The organism is Alteromonas sp. G4i13 (assembly GCF_054960505.1).
Map to the genome: position 1 here is coordinate 50,192 of NZ_JBHNYX010000010.1, position 21,223 is coordinate 71,414.

The following is a 21,223-nucleotide window of genomic DNA, read 5'->3' on the forward strand; positions in this document are numbered from 1 at the left end:
TATAGTCTTTATTGCGGAGCAGTCACTGCACAGCGCGCATTGGTACAAGAATCTACACACGCTCTTGCATCGAGCCTGTTTATTACTCCATTGTTATCAATATCTAACGGATCATTCGCAGCTGCAGGTCCAGACGCCGAAATAATCAGGTTTAAATCAAATCTATCAACGAAGCCATCTTCATTAACATCACACGCACCAACCTCTGCCAGCGTAGCTAGCGCTAAGTCTGAAAAATGGGGGCTATCACCATCATCATTGGGACGAAGCTCTACCCTCATTTGCATGAATCGGCCCACTGCTCCCAAACCAGGATTGCCATTCGACGCATCTTGATAACTGATAAGCTCTAACTGGTTTTCAACATCTGACGCTCTGTAACGTACTCGAATGCTTGAACCTGGAGGGATATCGCCATCGGGTTCATTGTTCCAAGAAACCATGTCCCATTCAGTACCGGGGCTACCACTATCTCTTGTCACTATCCAAATACCGCTTCTATCGGTTACATTTCGTGCAGCAAAGCCTGTAGAGTCACTGTAGGTGTAAGGGTTTGCACCGACGGGTTTAATGAGTAACTGATTACCTGTTGCTCCATCAAATTTCGCCACATTATTACTATTTAAGCCCATAACCCAAACATTTTGGTTACTGTCCACAGCTACCCCTACTGATGTTGAAGTTGGGTTCGGCGTAGACCAGACTCTTGTGCCGTCGGGCCGTGTTTTAATTACAGTGGATAATCCACCTATTAAGTTACCATCTCCATCTGAAGATATTCCGTATTGAGTATTAAAATTTGGAGCTAGCGTAAACTCACCAGTTAGAGGGTTTCCATCATTGGCAGGAGCGGCTCCCTCAGGTGCGTTAGGATCATATTCATTAAAATCTCGACCTGAGCGCCCGAAGTACACCTTATCGTTAGCCAACGCTATTCCATATCCACTGGCGCGAATAGACTTTGTCCCCAAGAAAGGATCACTTGCAGTGTTCACTAAGTTTGTATCAACTACAGCCATAACTGAAGAAAGCGTTGCGCTCCACAAGATTCCATCGCCGTCAATCAAGCAACCATAAGGCCTATGGCCGGGGGTTCCAATAGGTCCGTTCAGTACCGTACCATCGTCAGAATCGACTCGATAATATTCAGAAGCGTTATACATTCCCAACCAGATATTTCCATCTGGGGCAATACATAGTGAACGGCCTAACCCACGGTCCCCACCTATCTGTTTGACCCAAGCAATTCGTTCATCAACTATTTCATCTGCGTCATATATACCATTACCATTACTATCAACAGGCATTGGCATTTCGTTCGGATCGTTTCTATCAATAGAGCAATCTCCATTTACATCTCTTGACGTGTCAATGACCCCGTTGCCATTTCTGTCAATACCGCCCTCAGCCAAAATTTTCATAACACTAGGTGGCTTGTTGTCGAAATGACGGTTAGCAACGTACACGTTGCCTTCTATATCGACTGCTGTTCTTGAAGGAGCAGGTCCTGAGTAGGCTCCATGAAAGTTAGTAAAAAACCAAGTACTGTACCGTGCTTCTTCGCAATCAGTATCTGTGTTTATTTTTGATACCGAGTCCTCACCTGCATTTGCTACCCAAAGTACTGGAAAAGTAGAGCCTGTTTCACTAAGTACCAGCGATTCTGTAAGTGCATCGTATTCCAGCGAATTAAGGCTACCCTGCACAAAGTCGCTATCTATGGTGTAAACCACTTCCTGAGAAGAAACTGCACTTGAGGCAATTGCTAACGTCAAACCTAAAGAAACAAAAAGTGATGGTTTTGCTTTTCTAATCATTTTCATAATTACATCCTCTGTTTTCTCTATGCCTTATTGACGTGCACTAATTGATGACAATTCTTTTCCATCAATAACAGCTGTTATCCTCACTGTACTCGCGTCACTCAATGCTCTGAACGTTAATTCAAATTGGCCAGAGCTATCTGTATACACTGTCTCTTCAGATAAGAGTGCACCGGAAGAATCATCTAAGGCTTTGATATCAATGTAAGTGCTAGAAGGTGCACCTCCTCCACTGACTTGAATGTCTTCGTTCACGGATAATACGGATGGGGAATTTAGCCAGGCTGCCTCTGCAGCATACGCGTACAACGTTATCGAGTGTGCTGCGAAAACTATCCCCGAAAGGGCCAGTAATTTTCGCTTCATTGGAAAGTCCTTTATGCAATATTTAAGTAAGTCTTAACGCACTACTAAGACATTAGACCTAATGCATATACCAAGCCACATTGGGAAACCGCTCAAATTATAACCACTTACAATTTTGCGGTAAGACATAAATTAAAAACATGTAAAAAAAGATGACAGCATTAGGAATAGAAAGACTTTGCAGGTATCCACAATAGTTACTCTCTAGGAAGTGGTCTCACTTTTGGCAATAAATGAAATCCGCTGTCTGTAGGCGAAACTGGGGTGTGAGTATGTGTATTAATTTCAAATAAAACGCTCGTGAACCTTCCTTTTACATACTGCGTATAGGTTACGGCCTTTCCATCACTTGACCAAGATGGATTCATTATTTCTATACCGGAAGGTGAAAGTTGTTCGGATATTTTGCTTTCTAAGTTTAATAAGTACAGCTGTCTAGTTGTACCATCTAGCCTGGAGCTCAAGAATAACAAATTATTCGGAGGGAAAAACCGACCTTCAATATCGATGAAGGGACTTTCAACGATTAAATCTAATTGATTGTTAGAAATATCTAGGTGGTAGATGTTTATGTTTTTTTCATACCTAGCCGTTACGTACAGCGAAGAATCAGACTCGCCCCAATCAAAGTCTAATATTCTGTACTGAGTAGGTACTATTTCTGACTTTATACCTTGCTTGGTTAATATCGTTATATTGTCATTTTCAATAACTGCTATTCGGTTTCCGTCCCGTGAAAATTTAGGTGATATAAGTTCGGATTCCTCTGAGGTGTAAACTGTTTGGATATTGGACATTAAATCCACTGTTTTCACTGATTGTTTTTCGTCATCAGTACCAATGAATACTAAAAGATTCTCATTGGGAGAAAACTCTATCCAAGTTGGACTATGCACCGTGTCTACTAGTGTTTTTCGCTTTTTGCTAGCAACGTTATAAAGCTCAATAAATGTTGAATTAAGCGTTCTACCCAGAAACGCCAAGTGGTTTCCATCGAAACTCCATGTGGGGTTGAGGTCGTCAAGCTCGTTATTTGTGACTTGGTTAACTTCTTGAGATTTTACGTTCTTGATATAAATATCTAGATTACCGTCTGCACTAGACAAGTAAGCCACGCTTTGCACACTGTCACTCACTTTTGCTGAGCGTTCCTCTGTCGCACCACAACTTATTAAACCGCCAAGTGAAAAAAATAGTAGTGTCAATTTACGCATTGTCATTTCTCTCTTCCTGTATATAAAAGTAAACTTGCCTACACTTCCATTTTGTTGTACAAAAAAAACACAATTTAGTAAAGAGTCGTTGCTTTATTGATATCATTTACAACAAAGGAAGTTACGATGAATACGAAACTACGCACATCTAAAGTTAAATTTTACACGTTAATTTTAACCAGTTATTTAGGTATTTCCTCAAGCTCTTACGCAAACGTTTTGCTAGAAGATGACGTCGAAGTTATTGAAATTACTGGAAGTAAGACCTTTGATACTATTTCAACACTCCCCTATACCGCCTACGTGTTAGATAGACAGTCAATAGAAAAGGCAAATTTCAGAAATATCATTGACAACTTCAAGTTAGTACCTGGCGTTCTTGTACAAAAAACCTCTTACGGCCAAGGCTCTCCGTTCATTCGTGGTTTCACTGGATACCGAAATTTGATGCTGATAGACGGGATCAGACTGAATAACTCTACATTTCGCTCTGGCCCCAACCAATATTGGAGTACCATTGACATAGGTTCTGTACAGCAGATTGAAATAATTAAAGGCCCGCAAGGCGTCGAATACGGATCTGATGGAATTGGCGCTATCGTTAATACTTCAACAATAACACCAACGTTTAATAAAAACTCACTGCGCTTTATGACGCGACTCGCCGAAGGTGAAAATTCGAATATATTCGGGTCTCGATTAAATCTTTCAAGTTCAGCAGATAGCGCACTCACCATGGGGGTTACGAAAAAAGACTTTGGTGACTTCCAAATGGCTAGCGGTACGCTACAAAACAGCGGCTACGACGAACTAGCTTACGACATAAAGTGGCAAAAGCAATTGGCTAACAGCACAGTCACATTTGCGCATTATGTGGTTAAACAAGATGATGTTCCAAGAACGCATAAGACAATATTTGGCCATTCATTCGCAGGCACGACAATTGGCAGTGAATTACAAAGAGATCACGACCAAACTCGAAACCTTACCTATGCTAAATTTAGTCATCAGCCATTATCAAACCCTTTTTACACCGACCTAGACCTTACTTTGTCCTATCACCAGCAAGATGAAGAGCGCACGCGTTTGAGAACGGGGGACCGGTTTGATCGACAAGAAACGAATGTAGCAACGACTGGCCTAAGTGCTACACTCTCTAAACACGTTAACAATGCTCTCCGTTTCAATTACGGACTTGATGTCTACCATGATGATATAGAAAGTTACGCCAGTAATAACCCCATTCAAGGACCTGTTGCTGGGGATGCAGATTACCTAAATAGCGGTCTTTTTGCCAAAGTTGTCGGTAATCCAATGGAACAACTCACGTTAGCGCTAGGAGCAAGATATACCTACATTTCTGCGGAATCAGATAGAATTCAAAGCCCTATTACTTCAGATGTCATTTCGCTTGATAGAACGTGGAATAACGTTGCATTTGCATTAGAAGGTATTTACGCCTTAAGCCATAACGCGAGTGCATATCTCACGGTAGCCGAAGGTTTCAGAGCGCCAAATTTTTCTGATTTAAGTCGCTTTGACTCTGCAAGAAGCAACGAATTTGAAGTGCCATCCACCAATCTCGAGCCTGAACAATACTTGAGTACAGAACTTGGACTTCGCCTGGCTTATCAAAGCTGGAAGCTCAACACAGGTTTTTATTACACTGATATAGAAGACCAAATTGTTAGATTTCCAACAGGGACCGTAAACTTTGATGGGGAATTTGAGATTAGTAAAGCTAACGCCACTAGCGGAGAAGTCTATGGTTGGGAGTTTGATTTTCTAGCTCAGTTAAACGAACAGTGGTCATTTAGAATTTTTGGCTCTCTTAACTATGGAGAGACGTTCCAATTTCCAGAGTCACTGAGCGAGCCTAAGAAAGAGTACATTGGCCGGCTAATGCCACATAACGTAGGAGGTATCGTTAACTATGAGTCTAGTGATAAACGTTGGTATGCCCAAGCTGAAATTTTAGCTCAACAGAGAGCCGATAGGCTTTCAACTCGCGATATCAGAGATACAGACAGAATCCCCCCTGAAGGTACGCCAGGCCATGTGATTGTGTCTTTACGGGCAGGCTACACAGTTTCAGATACGCTGAACTTAGCTGCAAGCATTGAAAATGTTGCCGACAAAGATTATCGCATCCATGGTTCTGGCCAAAATGAAGTAGGCAGGAACATCAGTGTAGCGCTTAACTGGGATGTCGAATTTGATTAAAGCTGAAAGCGCTCAACCGCTTTTCTCAAGCTTTCTGTCTGCGCATCCAAGAGCATCGTTGATTCGTTGGACTGGCGCGTGCTTTGCGCACTGGAGTCGGCTAAAGCAACTATGCGGTTCAAACTTTTCGCAACATCACCAAGTAAAACATCTTGTTGTTCGGTATCAGCCACAATGTGTTCATTAATATCGCTTAACCGCTCAATGATTTCTCTAATACTCTCTACTTGTTGAGATACTTGCTGGGTAATTTCCACCCCTTCTTGCGCTTGTTCGCGCCCTGCATTAATTGCTTTTACTGCCTGCGCAGCATCTTTTTGTAAGTTCCCAATCATCTGCTCAATTTCTTCCGTAGAGTCATGGGTGCGGTTGGCTAGCGTTCGCACTTCATCCGCAACAACCGCAAAGCCTCTACCTTGTTCACCAGCTCTTGCAGCTTCAATGGCTGCATTCAATGCTAACAAGTTGGTTTGCTCTGCAATCGTTTTAATCACGTCTAAGATACTGCCAATATTGCGAGAGTTGTCGTCCAAACGATTAATGATCTGCGCCGAAGACTCCGCCTGTTTGGCTTGATTACCCACCTGCTGACTGCTTTTTTGTACCAATTGACCAATGTCTGTACTTTGCTTTGTTATATCGCGTAGGGCGTCCATTGCTTCATTAATTTGGGCGAGGTTGCTGCGGCTTTTTTCCTGTACATGTTTTGTATTCGTAGACGTTACCGTTACTTGCTCACGTTGCTTGTCTACCTCAGATAAGCTCTTATTACCCAGCTCTACGCTTTCTTTTGTAATGTCTATAAGGCGTTTTTCTTGCTCTAATATATTGCCCACTAGCTCTCGTAAACTATCGGTTAGGCTGTTCACTTTTGCGGAAAGGGCAGAAAACTCATCATTGCCCTCTTGAGGCAATTTGGTGCTTAAATCCCCTTTACTTAGCTGACTTAAGCCTTTATTGATACGGCCAAGGGGCTTGGAAATACTACGGGTTACAATAACCGCTAAAAATATTGCAGCAACCAAGCCCAGTGCCGCGACAATGATATTGCGCACAAGGTTGGCCTGAACAGATTCAAGAATGGCGTTCTGCCCATCAAGAGATTGCTTCTGGACAGCGTCAAACAAAGTATTAATGTCGGCAAGTGCGGTTTCTAACGCTTCTTTTGCTTCCTTCTGAGCTTTCGCAGCTTTGTCTACTTCAGAAAGTTTTTGTCGCTGCAAAGCAATTAATCCATTTGTGCCGTTTACCGCTTCCATCAGTAAATCATACTGTTCGTTAAAAGATGCTATCGTACCGCCATCATCAACACCCGTGGCTAAACGGTTTACATAGTCTTTATCTACTTGCAAATTGCTTAACTGATACTCCAAATCCTCAATGATATTGGCGCTTTGTGTGGCACTGTCGGTTTCTGCAAGTTCTATGAACGAATCGTTCATGGTTAGCAATTTGTTGTCTATTGCAGTACCCGCACCAATAAGCGTTTCAATGCTGGGGTTATCCCCTTCTAAATAAGAAAGGTCTAGCATTAGGGCACTGGCTTCATCAGCGGTCATCAAAACTTTTTCTAGCTGTGTAGTAAGGGCCTTTTCGATATTCATTCGTTCGTTGATGGCGGTATACATGTCGTTACTACTATTAACGTAGGCTAGACTAACGTCGACAGCGTTACTGGCTACCGCGTTATTTGGCATAAGTGAGTTTAAACGAGACAAGTCGTCAGAGAATGCGGAAGATAAAGTATCAAACGTCTCTTTGTTTGCGACCAGCTCTTCTCTATTTTCGACATGATATCCGTTGGCAGTAATCACTGATAAAGAGAGGATCTCAGTCTTTACTTTTACCATGCTGGTCTGAACTGGCATCTTTTGCTCTACAACGTCTTGTGCAGAATCTTTTATTCCGCTAAGACCAAAATAGGAAAGAATACTGGTAAGTAATAATAAGCAGCCGAATAAGCCAAAGCCTAACGTGATTTTATTTATAATTGTTAACTGCATGGGCACTTCCACCAAAAAAACATGCCAAAAAATAAAAAGGGTTGTATCGCCTTTTTAAGTTTAGTTTAACAGGATGTTAATTCAATGCATCAAAAGTTTTATTTATTTTGCACATTTGTTAGATAAATCTTGCACTTACAATCTGGTCAGGCCAGACACCATGCGGGCTGTATCGAAGTAACAATTTTTATCGCACCAGTGCAATGGATAAATTTTCAGCGAGAAAACAAAGTTTCCACGGTTTTGCTTTTAAATTGTTTCAACTTACCTATAATAACCACCAAATACTTATTCACTCGTTCTTAGTAGGTTGTAATGGATCAAAATAAAGAATTGAAAAAAGCAGGGCTAAAAGTCACTCTGCCTCGCCTTAAAATTTTACAAATTCTGCAAGAGCCAGAAAACCAACACATCAGCGCTGAAGACGTTTACAAAATCCTTATCGAACAGGGTGAAGAAATTGGTCTTGCTACCGTGTACCGCGTGTTAAACCAATTTGATGATGCAGGCATTCTCAATCGCCACCATTTCGAAGGTGGAAAATCTGTATTTGAAATCAGTCACAAAGATCACCACGACCACCTTGTGTGTTTGAAGTGTGGCAAGGTCATTGAGTTTGAAGATGACATTATCGAAGAACGCCAAGAGATGATTGCAAAGCAACACAAGATGAAGCTAACGCATCACAGCCTTTACTTATATGGTGAGTGTACAGACGGTAACTGCGACAACTTACCTGAATAAGTAGCAGTTTTATTCTAGCAAAAGGCCCGCTTTAAGCGGGCCTTTTTTCGTTACGCTTTAAACTTATATGCGTGGTAAGCCTTAATTGCTTTCTCCCACACGTCACCCACTTCCCCTGTGCCAATAGGTTTTCCGTCTACTTCAACTACCGGGGCAACTTCTTTGCTTGAAGAGGTTAACCATACTTCATCTGCCTCCAGCAACTCATCTTTGCTAAACCAAGTTTCAGTAACAACCAGGCCTGCCTGTTTAAATGCTTCAATTGCAATGGCGCGAGTAATACCGGGAAGAAGTTCATGGTTTAAGGGGGGCGTAGATATACATCCGTCTTTCACCATAAACACGTTGCATGAACTTGCCTCGGTTATCATACCTTCGCTGTTGTACAAAATAGTTTCGTTAACGCCTGCGTCAACACCTGCTTGATAGTGCATTACATTGCCTAACAAGGATGTGGATTTGATATGGCAGCGTTGCCACCTTTTATCCTGTTGAAGCGCAACTTTGAAAGGCCTTGCTTCAGATTTTGCTGTGGGCTGTGGTGGCGCTATTTCAAAAGCAAACCCGAATACCGTAGGTGCTATATTCTTAGGGTATGCATGAAAACGTTTTGTATCGGTGCCACGGCTTACGTGGAAATAAACACCAATGTTTCCGCTTTCTATAAATGCTTTGTTTTTTTCGACCAAGCTGGTCAAAATGTCTTGCCATTCTTCTGCTGAATAAGGGTTAGCGATTTCAATAGCTTTAAGGCCTTGCGCCATACGCGAAGTGTGCCCCTTGAAGCCTACTGCGCTACCAGAATACGTTGGAATGACTTCATAAATACCATCACCAAAAAGGAAGCCTCTGTCCATCGGAGAAATTTTAGCCTCAGAAAGAGGCATATACTCACCGTTTAAAAACGCAATCGTCACAATATTTCTCCTTGTAGTCGGCGACGCCTACTTGTCATCAGTAGCCAGTCTGCCCTTGCTTCTTCTTCATGTTGAAAAACAAAATTCACTTTTTCGCCTGGCACGGCTTGGGCCAAGCGACTTATATCACAGGGGCTTACACAGCCAAGTTTTGGATAACCCCCTAATGTTTGTCTGTCGCGCATCATTACAATAGGCTGCCCGTCGCCGGGAACTTGAATTGCACCTAAATGAATTGCCTCTGAGCGCATGTTTTCTATATCGGCTGTAACTAATTCACCGGTCAACCTAAAGCCCATGCGATCGATAGCCGATGAAACCGTATAGCTGCTTGTTTCAAACGTGCGTAAAGCAACAGCGCTAAAACTCGAAAACTGATACCCGGGAATAACCCGAATAGACTCTAAAAAACCATAGTTGTCTATGTGCTGCCGCGAGAGAGTGCGCATTCTAGCGGTGCTTTTAATTCTGCTGTTAGCTGAAATGTCGATGCAATCGCCATCTTTTAACGCGCATCCCTTACCATCCAACCCACCAAGTTGTTCGCGTACTACCGTACATGCACTCCCTACCGCTTTTGGCACATGCCAATTTCCACCTATTGCCAAATAGGCTTTGCTACCAAGTAGAGCGCTGCCAAACGTAATAGTTGCGCCTGCCGGTACATGTTGGCTCTGGTATGTTGCTTTAACGTTACCATCTACGTCGAGTGACGGTTCCCTGCCAGTCACAGCAATAATACAATCTTCATCAACCCGTAATCGCATTTCACCAATCGCTTCGAAGCATGGCGTACCGTCTAAATTGAAGGCTAGAAAATTGGCCCAATCATAGGCGTTACTATCCATAGGGCCTGATTCACAAAATCCATCCCGTTGTCGCCCTACCCGTCCGTTATCTATGATAAGGCTAAACAATCCTTTACTGAGTACTTCAATTCTCATCGCTCAACCTGCAATCCTGCTCTATATTCCTGTTCAGTAACTGAAACAAACCTAACCACATCACCTGCTTTTAACCGCGCTTCACTTTGCTCATTTTTATGAATGAGCATGTCGAATGCCGTAAGCCCCAATAAATTCCATCCTCCAGGTGATTCACTGGGGTAAACAGCAGTTTGCCTGTCAGCGATTGCAACCGCACCTTTAGGTACGCGTTTGCGCGGTGTGCCTAGTCGCGCACATTTAAGCGCTTCTGGAATATCACCCATATAGGCAAAGCCCGGAGAAAAACCCACTGCGTATACTTTATAAGTCGTGCTAGTGTGCAATTCGATAATCTCTTCAATAGACAGTGACGTTTTCTTACTCACTACACTTAAATCACTTGCATTAGGCGCACCGTACCAAACAGGAATTTCAATCACGGCGCTACTTTCATTCTCTTTTGCTTGCAAAGAGAATGATTGCAGGCTCATGTCTTCAGCGCTTAGATTACTTATGGCACGGTATACACCGTGGCTATCAATTAATGCCATATCAAAAATAATCAACAGGCTGTCATAGGAAGGCACACATTCACGCAGCCAAGCCCACGAATCGCTTCCCTTTTTGCTATCTATCGCTGCCAGCATGTGATGACAGGCATTATTCGCGTCGTCCAGGTTTGCGCCATCAAAGTACAAAATAATGGCGTCTGCACTTGCTGTAACTATTCGCTTAATGCGACCGAAAGCTTGCATCTACTGTCCTTGTTATTTAAACGGCTGTCAGTGCTTGGTTCTGAGTACTTAGTTTTAGATATACCACTCTCAGCACAACAATGGGTAACAGCCTCTTGTATTGTTCTTGTAAAATGTGTTTTTTATGAGGCAGGTTTATAGAAATGTTCTGATTTTCTTTGCAATATTCACCGCCCCTTTAGTATCACCATGTACACACAGAGAATCCGCTTCTATTGCAAGTGTTGCTCCCGAAGCTGTCGTTACTGTTCCCGATGATATAAGTTGTTTAGCTTGAAGCAATGCGTCGCTCTCGCTTAACACGGCACCTTCGATCAAGCGAGATTGCAGTAAACCTTCATCGGTATAACGCCTGTCTGAAAACGCTTCAAAATACAACGGCAGCCCCCACTCTTGCGCAGCTTCTTTAAGCGCTGTATTTTGCGACGTAGCCTGTACCATTAGCGCAAGGGGCGAATCTAACGACTGCATATTTATTTCAGCTATGCTTTGCATTACTGTGCGCATGACAGCTGTATCTTTCATCATGTCATTGTAAAGCGCACCATGAGGTTTCACATAGCTAACGTTGGCCCCGCAAGCCTTTGCCATTCCACTCAATGCACTCACTTGATATTGGATCATAGCGCTGAGTTCATCAGCAGCAATCGCCATACTTCTGCGACCAAATCCCTGTAAGTCTGGATAGGCTGGATGGGCACCTATGACCACGTCATGTTGTTTAGCTGACAGAATAGCCTGCTTCATGACTAACGGATCACCCGCATGAAAACCACACGCAATGTTGGCCTGATCAATTTCTGCCATAATGGCCGATTCCACCGGCATTGACCACGCGCCAAAACTCTCACCTAAATCGCAATTTAACTTCATAATGGTTTAGCTCTTACGTTCATTCCAGTATCATGTTACCTGTTCTTTTTAAAAAGTCAGTGCTGATGATAAATATTGGAAAAATTAATACATTACGCGTGGTAGCCCAATACCCTTTTGGCTACGCTTTAGCGCCACTTGTCGTAAACAACGACGAAAACGACTGCGTAATAGAAATAGATGATGCTGAAGAGCTGCAAACTGTGACCCTTGCGATTGACGAAGTAGAAACTTCCCTCGCAGAAGGACAACAGATAGACGTATTTGTAGCCACAGATCAGCGCGGCGATCTCTATGCCACCATGAAGAAACCTTTGATTCAAGTTGGTGAAACTAAGGTACTTAAAGCGTTGTCTGCCACTAACTTTGGTGCATTTTTCGACTGGGGTTTAGACAACGACCTTTTAATGCCCAACGACTACCAAGCCCAACCTGTTAATCCAGGTATGTACTATGTTGTTCACACCTTTTTTGATGATAAAACCCAGCGTATTTTAGGTGCTACCAAGCTTCACTATTTTCTAAAGGAAAGTAGTGCCTATCTCAACGAGGGCGACACAGTGCAATGCTTGGTTTATGCCAAAACTGATTTAGGTTTTAAGGTCGTAATCAATGAAAAAAGCTTAGGTCTTATTTTCCATAGCGATGCCTTTAAGCCACTTAAAGTCGGGCAAGCTACTGAAGGGGTAATTAAAACAATTCGTGACGACGGCAAAGTGGATGTAGCCCTTCAGCGCGTAGACAAAGGTGGCCGTGATGCACTTCAACAAGCCATTTTGGATGACTTAGAAGCCCACGGTGGGATTTCTACGCTAACAGATAAGAGTGCGCCAGAAGCCATTTACTCTCATTTTAACGTGAGTAAAGCCGCGTATAAAAAAGCGTTAGGGGCGTTATATAAGCAAAAGAAAATCACGCTTAGCCCAGATGCAGTTCGCCTTAACAAATAAACGCACATGTCACAGCTGTATTGAAGCGCTAAACTGGCCTGTCTTGCAGCTTCCTTTTTATTTTTATGACATTAGGACAAACAATGAAAGCACGTGTTTCTTGGGATCAAGATTTAACTTTTACAGGAACTACAGACAGCGGTTACAAAACGGTGATGGACGGCAGCGGTAAGGCCGTATCTCCGATGGAGTCAGTGCTGTTGGCAGTTGGTGCATGTTCAAGTATTGACGTTGTAGATATTCTTAAAAAAGGGCGCTTTAGCATTGAAGCCTGTAACTGTGAATTAGAAGCTGAGCGCGCTGAAGAGCCGCCTCGTGTATTTACTAAAATTCACGCGCATTACACGGTGTCAGGTGAAGGCATTAGTGAAAAGGCCCTTGCTCGCGCTGTGCAGCTTTCTGCCGAAAAATATTGTTCGGTCATGCTTATGCTAACGGGTAACGTTGACATTACCACAAGCTATACTTTGGTTTAATCAACTATAGTGGAATAAACCTCTTATTAGCAATTATCGCTAAGCCTTAGTAGAAAAGGCCAACCACTTGGGTTGGCTTTTTCGTTGAAACTGTTTGTCACACCCGTAAGTAATTGAAATTATTAACAATTAACATTAGTTAACATCTTTGGCATATTAGCTGCTGTATATGGTCATTATTATATAACGACAATTACGTTAGGGTTATTGACCATGGAAACTACAACGCACAGCAACACCTCTTTTTCACCAATACGTTCTTTATTACCGTTTTCGCCAACATCACTCAAATTACTTGTTGGAAGCGGTATTGTTGCCCTCTCTCTCTCGATGACAGCATGTTCTGATGCTGATGCCATTAACGACCAAGCCAACGCCACCGAAGTTGAAGAAACCGTTTTTGCTATTCCCGTTGAAACCCAAACCATTGTTACTGGCGACATTACGTCCACTTACGATACAACCGCTATTTTAGAGGCCCGTGAAGAAGCATTTGTGGTTGCGCGAGCGTCTGGAATTATTGAAGAAATCTTCGTAGAAGAAGGTGATTATGTTGAAAAAGGCCAGGTACTGGCACAGCTTGATAAACGCCGCTACGAGCTGAACTTATCAAAAGCTTTGGCTGATTTAGCTGGCATTGAAAGCGAACTAGAAAAGGTCAACAAAGTCTATTCCAAAAAGCTTATCAGCGATGACACTTACGACAAGCTCACTTCGCAATTTGAATCAGCAAAAGCATCTGTACGCTTGGCTGAACTTGATTTGAAAGAAGCCACTATCACAGCCCCAATTGATGGATACATTGCAGAAAGGAATGCCAAAGTAGGCAACCTGACTGAATCGTTCCAACGGGAGAGAATGTTCCATATCGTTCAGCAACGTAATCTTCAAGGCATTGTGTATCTGCCTGAAAATGAGCTACCTAACGTAGTGATTGGACAAGGTGCAATGCTTACCGTGGCGGCTTTAGGCGACAGGAGTATCACCGCTAGTGTTGAACGTATAAGCCCGGTCATCGATGCGACCACCGGCACGTTCAAAGTAACGTTAAAAGTACCTAACGAAGATAACAAACTTAAAGCCGGCATGTTTACCGATGTGTCACTTGAGTACGCAACACATGCTAACGCCACGTTGTTGCCTCGTAGAGCGCTAGTTACCATCGATAATAATCATAGTGTATTCGTTGTCGACAACGGCAAAGTTAAAAAAGTTGATATTTCTACAGGCTTTGAAAACAACGAAGTCGTTGAAGTTATTAATGGTTTAAACGGTAATGAAGAAGTGGTTACCGCAGGCCACCAAAACTTGAAAGACAGCGCCCCTGTTGAAGTAGTTAACAGCTAATTCGGCCTAACAAGGAACTCACACAATGCGTATTGTAGATATTGCTGTAAAGCGCCCTGTTGCCGTTAGTATGTTCACTTTTGCGGTATTGCTATTTGGTATGGTGTCGTTAGGCAGACTGTCGGTTAACCTACTGCCTGACTTATCTTACCCTACTCTCACCATTCGTACTGACTACGACGGTGCAGCGCCAGGCGAAGTCGAACAACTGGTTTCAAAGCCCATTGAAGAAGCCATCGGCGTAGTAAAAGGCGTACGTAAAGTCACGTCCACATCGCGTGCAGGCCAGTCTGACGTAGTGCTTTCATTTGCATGGGGTACTGACATGGATTTCGCGAGCTTAGAAGTGCGCGAGAAACTTGATGTATTACAACTTCCCCTTGATATAGAAAAGCCAAGGCTCCTTCGTTTTAACCCAAGTTTAGACCCAGTAATTAAACTGGGGCTGACGGCACAAAGCGATACGTCAAGTTTAAGCGTAGCGCAAATGAAGCGATTACGTTTATATGCCGAACAGCAAGTAAAACGAGCTTTAGAGTCGGTAGAAGGTGTGGCAGCCGTGCGCGTTGGCGGTGGTTTAGAAAACGAGATACACATCCTTATCGACCAGCAGAAAGCCAGTCAGCTGTCTATTCCCATTACCCGAATTATTGACCGGGTCAGTGCCGAAAACATTAACGCGGCCGGCGGTCGAATTGATAACGCAGCCCAAGCGTTTTTGGTCAGAACCCTGAATCAGTTTGAAACACTTAGCGATATCGAAAACCTTTTCATTGGGCGTTTTGAAGGCAGAAACATTCAACTTAAAGACGTGGCAACGGTTGAGAGTGCTTATAAAGATCGTGATGTGGTAACGCGCTTTAACGGCAATGAAGGCATTGAAATTGCCATTTATAAAGAAGGCGATGCTAATGCGGTTAACGTTGCACAAAAAGTGGCTAGCCGGTTAAATGAGGTCAACAACAACTTGCCTTCTAACTACACGCTTAGCGAAATTTATGACCAAAGCGTGTTCATTAAGCAAGCTATAGATAACGTAAAATCAGCGGCAGTGATGGGCGGTATTTTAGCCATGTTGGTGCTGTACCTTTTTCTTAAAGACTTCTGGGCTACCGTTATTATCTCGGTTTCTATTCCGGTATCAGTAATTGCCACCTTTAATCTAATGTATGCCAACGACATAAGCTTAAACATGATGAGCTTAGGTGGTATCGCGCTGGCTGTTGGATTATTAGTAGATAACAGCATTGTTGTGCTTGAAAATATCGATCGCCATAAAAAATTAAAAATGGCTGGAAGTGATAACGCTACAGCTAATGAAAAAACGACGGCAGAAGCCACAGACACTGAGGCATCTGCCGCCAGTGAAGGCACAAAAGAAGTCTCTGGCGCAATTGTGGCTTCGACACTGACCACTATGGCCGTGTTTGTGCCGCTAATATTTGTAGAAGGTATTGCAGGTCAGCTGTTTAAAGATCAAGCGTTAACCGTGTCGTTCGCTTTGGCAGCATCGCTTGTTGTTGCGCTCACACTTATCCCTGCGATGGCACATAAGAAGAAAAAGCAACAGCTAGACCACGAAGATGTGTTTACTACACCAGCGCCTACCCCTCCTACGTCGACGTTTGGCAAAGTTATGTATTACGTTACCCTGCCAATTCGTTGGGTATTCAGACTTATCTTTGTTTTTTTACCTGCAGCCTTGGTCACCTTGGTGATAGGTGCATGGCATATCGTCAGCAAGTTATTAAGCGTTGCCTTTAAACCACTTATCTGGGTATTTAACAAAGGGTTTGACCTTCTCGCTTCTGCTTATGAAAAACTGCTGCGCGTAAGTCTTAAAGCCAAAGCGCTGGTGTTAGCTACTGCCTTTATTCTTGCTGCTGGCGCGATAATGCTTGTACCAAGACTAGGTATGGAACTTATTCCTACCCTGTCACAAGGAGAATTTTCGGTAGAAGTGACCCTTCCTGCGGGCTCGCCACTAGCGCGAACCGACGCTATTATCAGCGAGCTTGCTGCGGTTGCAGTAAATAACAATGATGGCGGCGAAACCAAGGTGCTTCGCACCTATGCCATGTCTGGTACGGGAAGCCTTATAAGCGCTGCGCCTAATCAGGGTGGCGATCATTGGGGCCGCTTAAACATTGTCATGCAGCCTTCGGCGACAGCTGCCGATATGGACGCGGTAAAGCGTGCCCTTCGTGAGTACCTAGCCTTCAAACCTCAGGTTCAGGCAACGTTTTCAGAGCCAGAGCTATTTAGCTTTGCCTCGCCTATTCAAATTGAAATTGCGGGTTACGACCTCAATCAATTACAGCAGTATGGCGACGCCATTGCGACCAAGCTAGCCAGTTACAGTAATTTTGCAGACGTAACGACCAGCATTCGTGACGGAAACCCAGAGCTTAAAATAGCCTTCCATCACGCCAAACTTGCTCGCCTTGAGCTTGATGCATCAACCGTTTCTCAGCTTATTGCGGCCAAAGTAGGTGGCCGTGTCGCTACACAGTATAGTGTTGAAGACAGAAAGGTAGATGTGCTAGTAAGAACCCAAGAAAACCAGCGAGATGACATCGCCAGCGTGCGCGCCATTGTTGTTAATCCAGGCTCTGCGCAACCTATTCCATTAAGTGCCGTTGCAGACGTGTACATGAGTGTAGGTCCTAGCGAAATCACCCGCGTTGGACAGCAGCGTGTAGCGCTGGTATCTGCAAATTTAGCCAAGGGTAAGCTTGATGAAGCGGTTGCCGTTGCTAATAAAGTCATTGATGAAACCCAACTTCCTCTATCTTTAAGTGCAACAGTAACTGGACAAAGTGAAGACATGCAAAGCAGCTTCCGTTCGCTACAGTTTGCCCTAGCACTTGCGGTGTTCATGGTGTATTTGGTTATGGCGTCACAGTTTGAGTCGCTGCTGCACCCTCTGCTTATTTTGGTCGCAGTGCCGCTAGCCGGCGCAGGTTCTGTGTATGGATTGTGGCTTACCAATACGCCGCTAAACGTGGTGGTATTTATAGGTTTGATTATGCTGTGCGGTATTGTAGTGAACAACGCTATTGTATTAGTTGACCGTATAAATCAATTACGCCGTCAAGGAGTAGATAAAGACACCGCTATTCTAGATGCTGCAAAGACCCGCCTGCGCCCCATTGTGATGACTACACTTACTACGGTGTTGGGTCTATTGCCTATGGCGTTTGGTTTTGGTGAAGGTGCTGAAATTCGCACGCCAATGGCCATCACCGTTATATACGGCCTTCTGTTTGCAAGCTTGCTCACCCTCATATTACTGCCAGTGCTTTACAGCCTGTTCGACGTTAAGAAAAACGTTGCGCAGAAAACGTCTGTTAATACTAATGCGGGCTTTGGTGACGAAGGAGCAATGTCGAAAGGAGGTGTACTATGAGTACACCTTCTCACAACGCTAATAACAGTTCTGAAACCCACACTGACAAGCGCCAAACACGTGACCCGAATCAACGCGAGACAGACATAGCTTCACAGCCGCACCTTTCAAAAATTGCAGGTATAGGCGCCTCGCTTGCACGCTTTGCGTTAAATAAGCCCGTTACCATCGGAATGCTGTTTTTGTCTATGTTGCTGTTCGGCATTGTATCTGGCCGCTTATTACCCCTTGAAAAATTCCCTGGGATTGATATTCCAGAAATGGTAGTGCAGATCCCCTACCCTGATGCGACTCCAGTTGAAATTGAGACGATGATAACCCGTCCGGTTGAAGAAGCTGTTGCTACCATGTCGGGGATAAAGCGCTTAAGGGCGCGGTCGTACGACAATATGGCTGAGGTCATTGTAGAGTTCGACTGGGATGAAAACCTTAAAGCCAAAAGTATTGAAGCGCGGGAAAAGATTGACACTATTCGCCATGAACTCCCTGACGATATAGAGCGGATCATGGTGTACAAGTTTAACACCAACGATATGCCTATATTCCAGCTGCGTGTATCGAGCGACCGCGACTTATCGAATGCTTACGACTTGCTTGAGCGTAACCTTAAGCGACCGCTAGAGCGTGTTCCGGGTGTATCGAAAGTCGAGCTATACGGCACCATGAAGCGTCAAATTACTATTCGCTTAGATCCTAAGAAAATGGCGGCCTACCAAATAGACGGTACACGCTTAGAGCAGCAGCTTCAAAACGCCAACTTCTCGCTAACCGCGGGCTACATGTACAATAACGGTGAAAAAATTCTGGTTAACCCAACTGGCGAATTTACCGATGTAAACGACTTTAAAAATATGTGGGTTACCCGCAGCGTTCGCTTGTCTGATATTGCCAGCGTGACTTACGAGCTTCCTCAACGCAATGAAGGACGTCATTTAGATCGCACCTTTGCGGTAGGCTTTAACGTATTTCGCGAATCGGGCAGCAATCTTGTAGAAGTTTCCGACGCGGTAATGAAGGTTATCGAAAAAGCCAAGGAAGACCCTGAGTTTACAGGCATTAGTTTATTTGTAATGGACGACACCGCGAAAAGCGTAACTTCGTCGCTGAGCGATTTGCTAAACGCTGGCCTTTTAGGTGCGTTACTTTCAGTTATTGTGCTGTACTTATTCTTGCGCCAGCTTACCACCACCTTAATCGTGGTGCTTTCTGTACCATTCTCAATTTGTATTACCTTAGGTGTGATGTATCTATTAGGTTATACACTCAACATCTTATCGTTAATGGGCCTCATGCTAGCGGTAGGTATGCTGGTAGACAACGCCGTTGTGATCACTGAAAGCGTATTTCAAGAACGCCAACAAGAGGGAGACATTAAGCGAGCCACCCAGATTGGTATAAACAAAGTCAGTCTTGCAGTCATTGCCGGAACTGCAACCACGGCAATAGTGTTTTTACCTAATATTATTGGGGTAAAAATAGACGTGACTATTTTCCTAGAGCACGTTGCTGTGGCTATCTGTATATCTCTGTTCGCGTCGCTTTTCATTGCTAAAACACTTATTCCCTTACTGACAACTAAGGTAAAGATCCCTGTTGTAAAAACGCCTAAAACACCATCCTACATAAAAGGCTATGGTCGTGCGCTTAACTGGATGTTGAAACACCAGGGCGTAACCTGCGTTATCGCGTTATTTATCCTGGCATCGACCTTTGTACCTATGCAGGTGGTTACGTCTGACGATGAGGGTAACGACAATCAAGAGCGCATTTGGCTTAATTACCATGTGACGCAAAACTTCACCTTGGATGAAGTGGAAAAAACCGTAAATAAAATGGAAGCTTATCTTTATGAAAACCAAGAACGCTTTCACATTAAACAGGTATATACCTATTTTACTGCTGGCCATGCGGTAAGTGGTATCACGCTTAATGATGAATTGCCCGTAAGTGTGGGTAAAATTAAGGAGGATATTCGTGAAAACATGCCTTCATTTGTGCGTGCTCGCCCCTCTTTCCAGTGGGATAGTGGCAACGGTGGTGGCGTGAGAGTAACGCTGTTGGGCGAGTCTTCAGAAACCTTGCTAAATATTTCAGAGCAGATCATCCCTATTCTTTCCACTATAGAAGGGCTGGAAGATGTAAAAGCCGACACGGGATCTACCCGTGATGAGGTTCAAATACGCATAGACAGAGAGAAAGCAAACCGCTTTGGCATACAAGTAAACGATGTGGCTAAACTTATCTCTACGGCACTACGCGGCAGTAATTTACGTACATTCCGCTATGGTGACGCCGGAGAAGTGGCGGTGCAGCTTAAGTTTGGCAGCGATATTCAAGCCTCGCTAAGCGAACTTAAGAACATCAATATTGGGTTTACGCAGGGTCAATCGGTAACGCTGAACATGATTGCAGATTTCACTGTGGTGCCACAGCTTTCGCAAATTAACCGCAACTATCGTCAAACAGCGCTAGCTATTGGTGCAAATCTAGAGGGTGAAACCACCACCGAACAAGCTCGTGAACGCATAGAAAAAGCATTAGCTAATATCGAATTGCCGACAGGCTATAAGTGGACGCTAGACGGCAGCTTCTCTCGCCAGGATGAAGCCAATGCCGTAATGCAAATGAATATGCTATTAGCGCTTTGCATGATATACGTTGTTATGGCCGCGCTGTTTGAATCGCTAATTCTTCCAACATCTGTAATTACGTCACTACTGTTTTCCTTCACAGGTGTTTTTTGGGCATTCATGGTTACAGGCACATCTATGTCTATCATGGGGATGATTGGCATGCTGATTCTGATGGGTATTGTGGTTAACAATGGCATCGTATTGGTAGACAGAATTAATCAGCTAATTAATGAAGGCTTGTCGCTGTATGACGCAGTGATTGAAGGATGTATGACACGTATCAGGCCTATTCTGATGACAGTAGCCACTACAGTTCTAGGGCTTATTCCACTTGCGATGGGGAGTACTCGAATTGGTGGCGACGGTCCTCCCTACTCACCAATGGCCATTGCAATCATTGGTGGGCTAGTATTCTCAACGCTAACCAGCTTGTTCTTAGTACCACTTGCTTACGTGTTGCTACTAAAGCTTAGGTTTAAAACGCAACGTTTGTTTAAAACCAGTAAAGCGCGTGTAGCCACGTATATTAAAATCGCTAATTAAGGCGCATACTCTAAAAAAAGT

General features: G+C 43.8%; 15 protein-coding genes. 7 read left to right on the top strand and 8 right to left on the bottom strand.

The window, feature by feature from the left end; all coding sequences use genetic code 11:
- Positions 1-8: 8 nt before the first annotated feature.
- The 3 genes from ACFI6J_RS06890 to ACFI6J_RS06900 all read right to left on the bottom strand — a co-directional run bounded on the left by ACFI6J_RS06890 (position 9) and on the right by ACFI6J_RS06900 (position 3,409).
- Positions 9-1,823, bottom strand: a complete 1,815-nt coding sequence (locus ACFI6J_RS06890) for an NHL repeat-containing protein (protein ID WP_171338280.1) — start codon at positions 1,821-1,823, stop codon at positions 9-11.
- 27 nt (positions 1,824-1,850) lie between these two features.
- Entirely contained in the window at positions 1,851-2,189 is a 339-nt protein-coding gene (locus tag ACFI6J_RS06895) for a hypothetical protein (protein ID WP_462585903.1), read from the bottom strand.
- A 197-nt stretch (positions 2,190-2,386) separates the two neighbouring features.
- Entirely contained in the window at positions 2,387-3,409 is a 1,023-nt protein-coding gene (locus ACFI6J_RS06900) for a TolB family protein (RefSeq protein ID WP_462585905.1), read from the bottom strand.
- A gap of 120 nt (positions 3,410-3,529) precedes the next feature.
- Between ACFI6J_RS06900 and ACFI6J_RS06905 the strand changes: the two genes are divergently transcribed.
- Positions 3,530-5,626 carry a TonB-dependent receptor domain-containing protein gene (locus ACFI6J_RS06905; protein ID WP_321825521.1) on the top strand — a complete coding sequence of 699 codons (2,097 nt, stop codon included), beginning with the start codon at positions 3,530-3,532 and terminating at the stop codon, positions 5,624-5,626.
- On the opposite strand, the gene ACFI6J_RS06910 is transcribed toward ACFI6J_RS06905, so the two are convergent.
- Entirely contained in the window at positions 5,623-7,629 is a 2,007-nt protein-coding gene (locus ACFI6J_RS06910; protein WP_462585907.1) for a methyl-accepting chemotaxis protein, read from the bottom strand. The genes ACFI6J_RS06905 and ACFI6J_RS06910 overlap by 4 nt on opposite strands.
- A gap of 315 nt (positions 7,630-7,944) precedes the next feature.
- Between ACFI6J_RS06910 and fur the strand changes: the two genes are divergently transcribed.
- Complete coding sequence (gene fur, locus ACFI6J_RS06915; RefSeq protein WP_014949741.1) at positions 7,945-8,373, top strand: ferric iron uptake transcriptional regulator; 429 nt, start codon at positions 7,945-7,947, stop codon at positions 8,371-8,373.
- Between the two features lie 50 nt (positions 8,374-8,423).
- On the opposite strand, the gene ACFI6J_RS06920 is transcribed toward fur, so the two are convergent.
- The 4 genes from ACFI6J_RS06920 to ACFI6J_RS06935 all read right to left on the bottom strand — a co-directional run bounded on the left by ACFI6J_RS06920 (position 8,424) and on the right by ACFI6J_RS06935 (position 11,844).
- On the bottom strand, positions 8,424-9,290 hold the full coding sequence (locus tag ACFI6J_RS06920) for a D-amino acid aminotransferase (RefSeq protein WP_014949742.1): 867 nt from the start codon (positions 9,288-9,290) through the stop codon (positions 8,424-8,426).
- Positions 9,287-10,234 carry a 5-oxoprolinase subunit C family protein gene (locus tag ACFI6J_RS06925; protein WP_462585909.1) on the bottom strand — a complete coding sequence of 316 codons (948 nt, stop codon included), beginning with the start codon at positions 10,232-10,234 and terminating at the stop codon, positions 9,287-9,289. The genes ACFI6J_RS06920 and ACFI6J_RS06925 overlap by 4 nt, the downstream gene beginning before the upstream one ends.
- Positions 10,231-10,971 carry a 5-oxoprolinase subunit PxpB gene (gene pxpB, locus ACFI6J_RS06930; protein WP_014949744.1) on the bottom strand — a complete coding sequence of 247 codons (741 nt, stop codon included), beginning with the start codon at positions 10,969-10,971 and terminating at the stop codon, positions 10,231-10,233. The genes ACFI6J_RS06925 and pxpB overlap by 4 nt, the downstream gene beginning before the upstream one ends.
- 135 nt (positions 10,972-11,106) lie before the next feature.
- Positions 11,107-11,844 (bottom strand): 5-oxoprolinase subunit PxpA, encoded by a 738-nt coding sequence (locus ACFI6J_RS06935; RefSeq protein ID WP_462585911.1) that lies wholly within the window; start codon positions 11,842-11,844, stop codon positions 11,107-11,109.
- 65 nt (positions 11,845-11,909) lie between these two features.
- Here ACFI6J_RS06935 and ACFI6J_RS06940 point away from each other — a divergent pair, with 65 nt between their 5' ends.
- The 5 genes from ACFI6J_RS06940 to ACFI6J_RS06960 all read left to right on the top strand — a co-directional run bounded on the left by ACFI6J_RS06940 (position 11,910) and on the right by ACFI6J_RS06960 (position 21,202).
- Positions 11,910-12,794 (top strand): CvfB family protein, encoded by an 885-nt coding sequence (locus ACFI6J_RS06940; RefSeq protein WP_462585912.1) that lies wholly within the window; start codon positions 11,910-11,912, stop codon positions 12,792-12,794.
- An 83-nt stretch (positions 12,795-12,877) separates the two neighbouring features.
- Positions 12,878-13,270 (top strand): OsmC family protein, encoded by a 393-nt coding sequence (locus ACFI6J_RS06945; RefSeq protein WP_342287921.1) that lies wholly within the window; start codon positions 12,878-12,880, stop codon positions 13,268-13,270.
- Positions 13,271-13,483: 213 nt separating this feature from the next.
- Positions 13,484-14,617 carry an efflux RND transporter periplasmic adaptor subunit gene (locus ACFI6J_RS06950; RefSeq protein ID WP_283617247.1) on the top strand — a complete coding sequence of 378 codons (1,134 nt, stop codon included), beginning with the start codon at positions 13,484-13,486 and terminating at the stop codon, positions 14,615-14,617.
- A gap of 25 nt (positions 14,618-14,642) precedes the next feature.
- On the top strand, positions 14,643-18,026 hold the full coding sequence (locus ACFI6J_RS06955) for an efflux RND transporter permease subunit (RefSeq protein ID WP_462585914.1): 3,384 nt from the start codon (positions 14,643-14,645) through the stop codon (positions 18,024-18,026).
- Positions 18,023-21,202: an efflux RND transporter permease subunit gene (locus ACFI6J_RS06960; RefSeq protein ID WP_462585915.1), complete on the top strand. Its 3,180-nt coding sequence runs from the start codon at positions 18,023-18,025 to the stop codon at positions 21,200-21,202. The genes ACFI6J_RS06955 and ACFI6J_RS06960 overlap by 4 nt, the downstream gene beginning before the upstream one ends.
- Positions 21,203-21,223 lie beyond the last annotated feature (21 nt).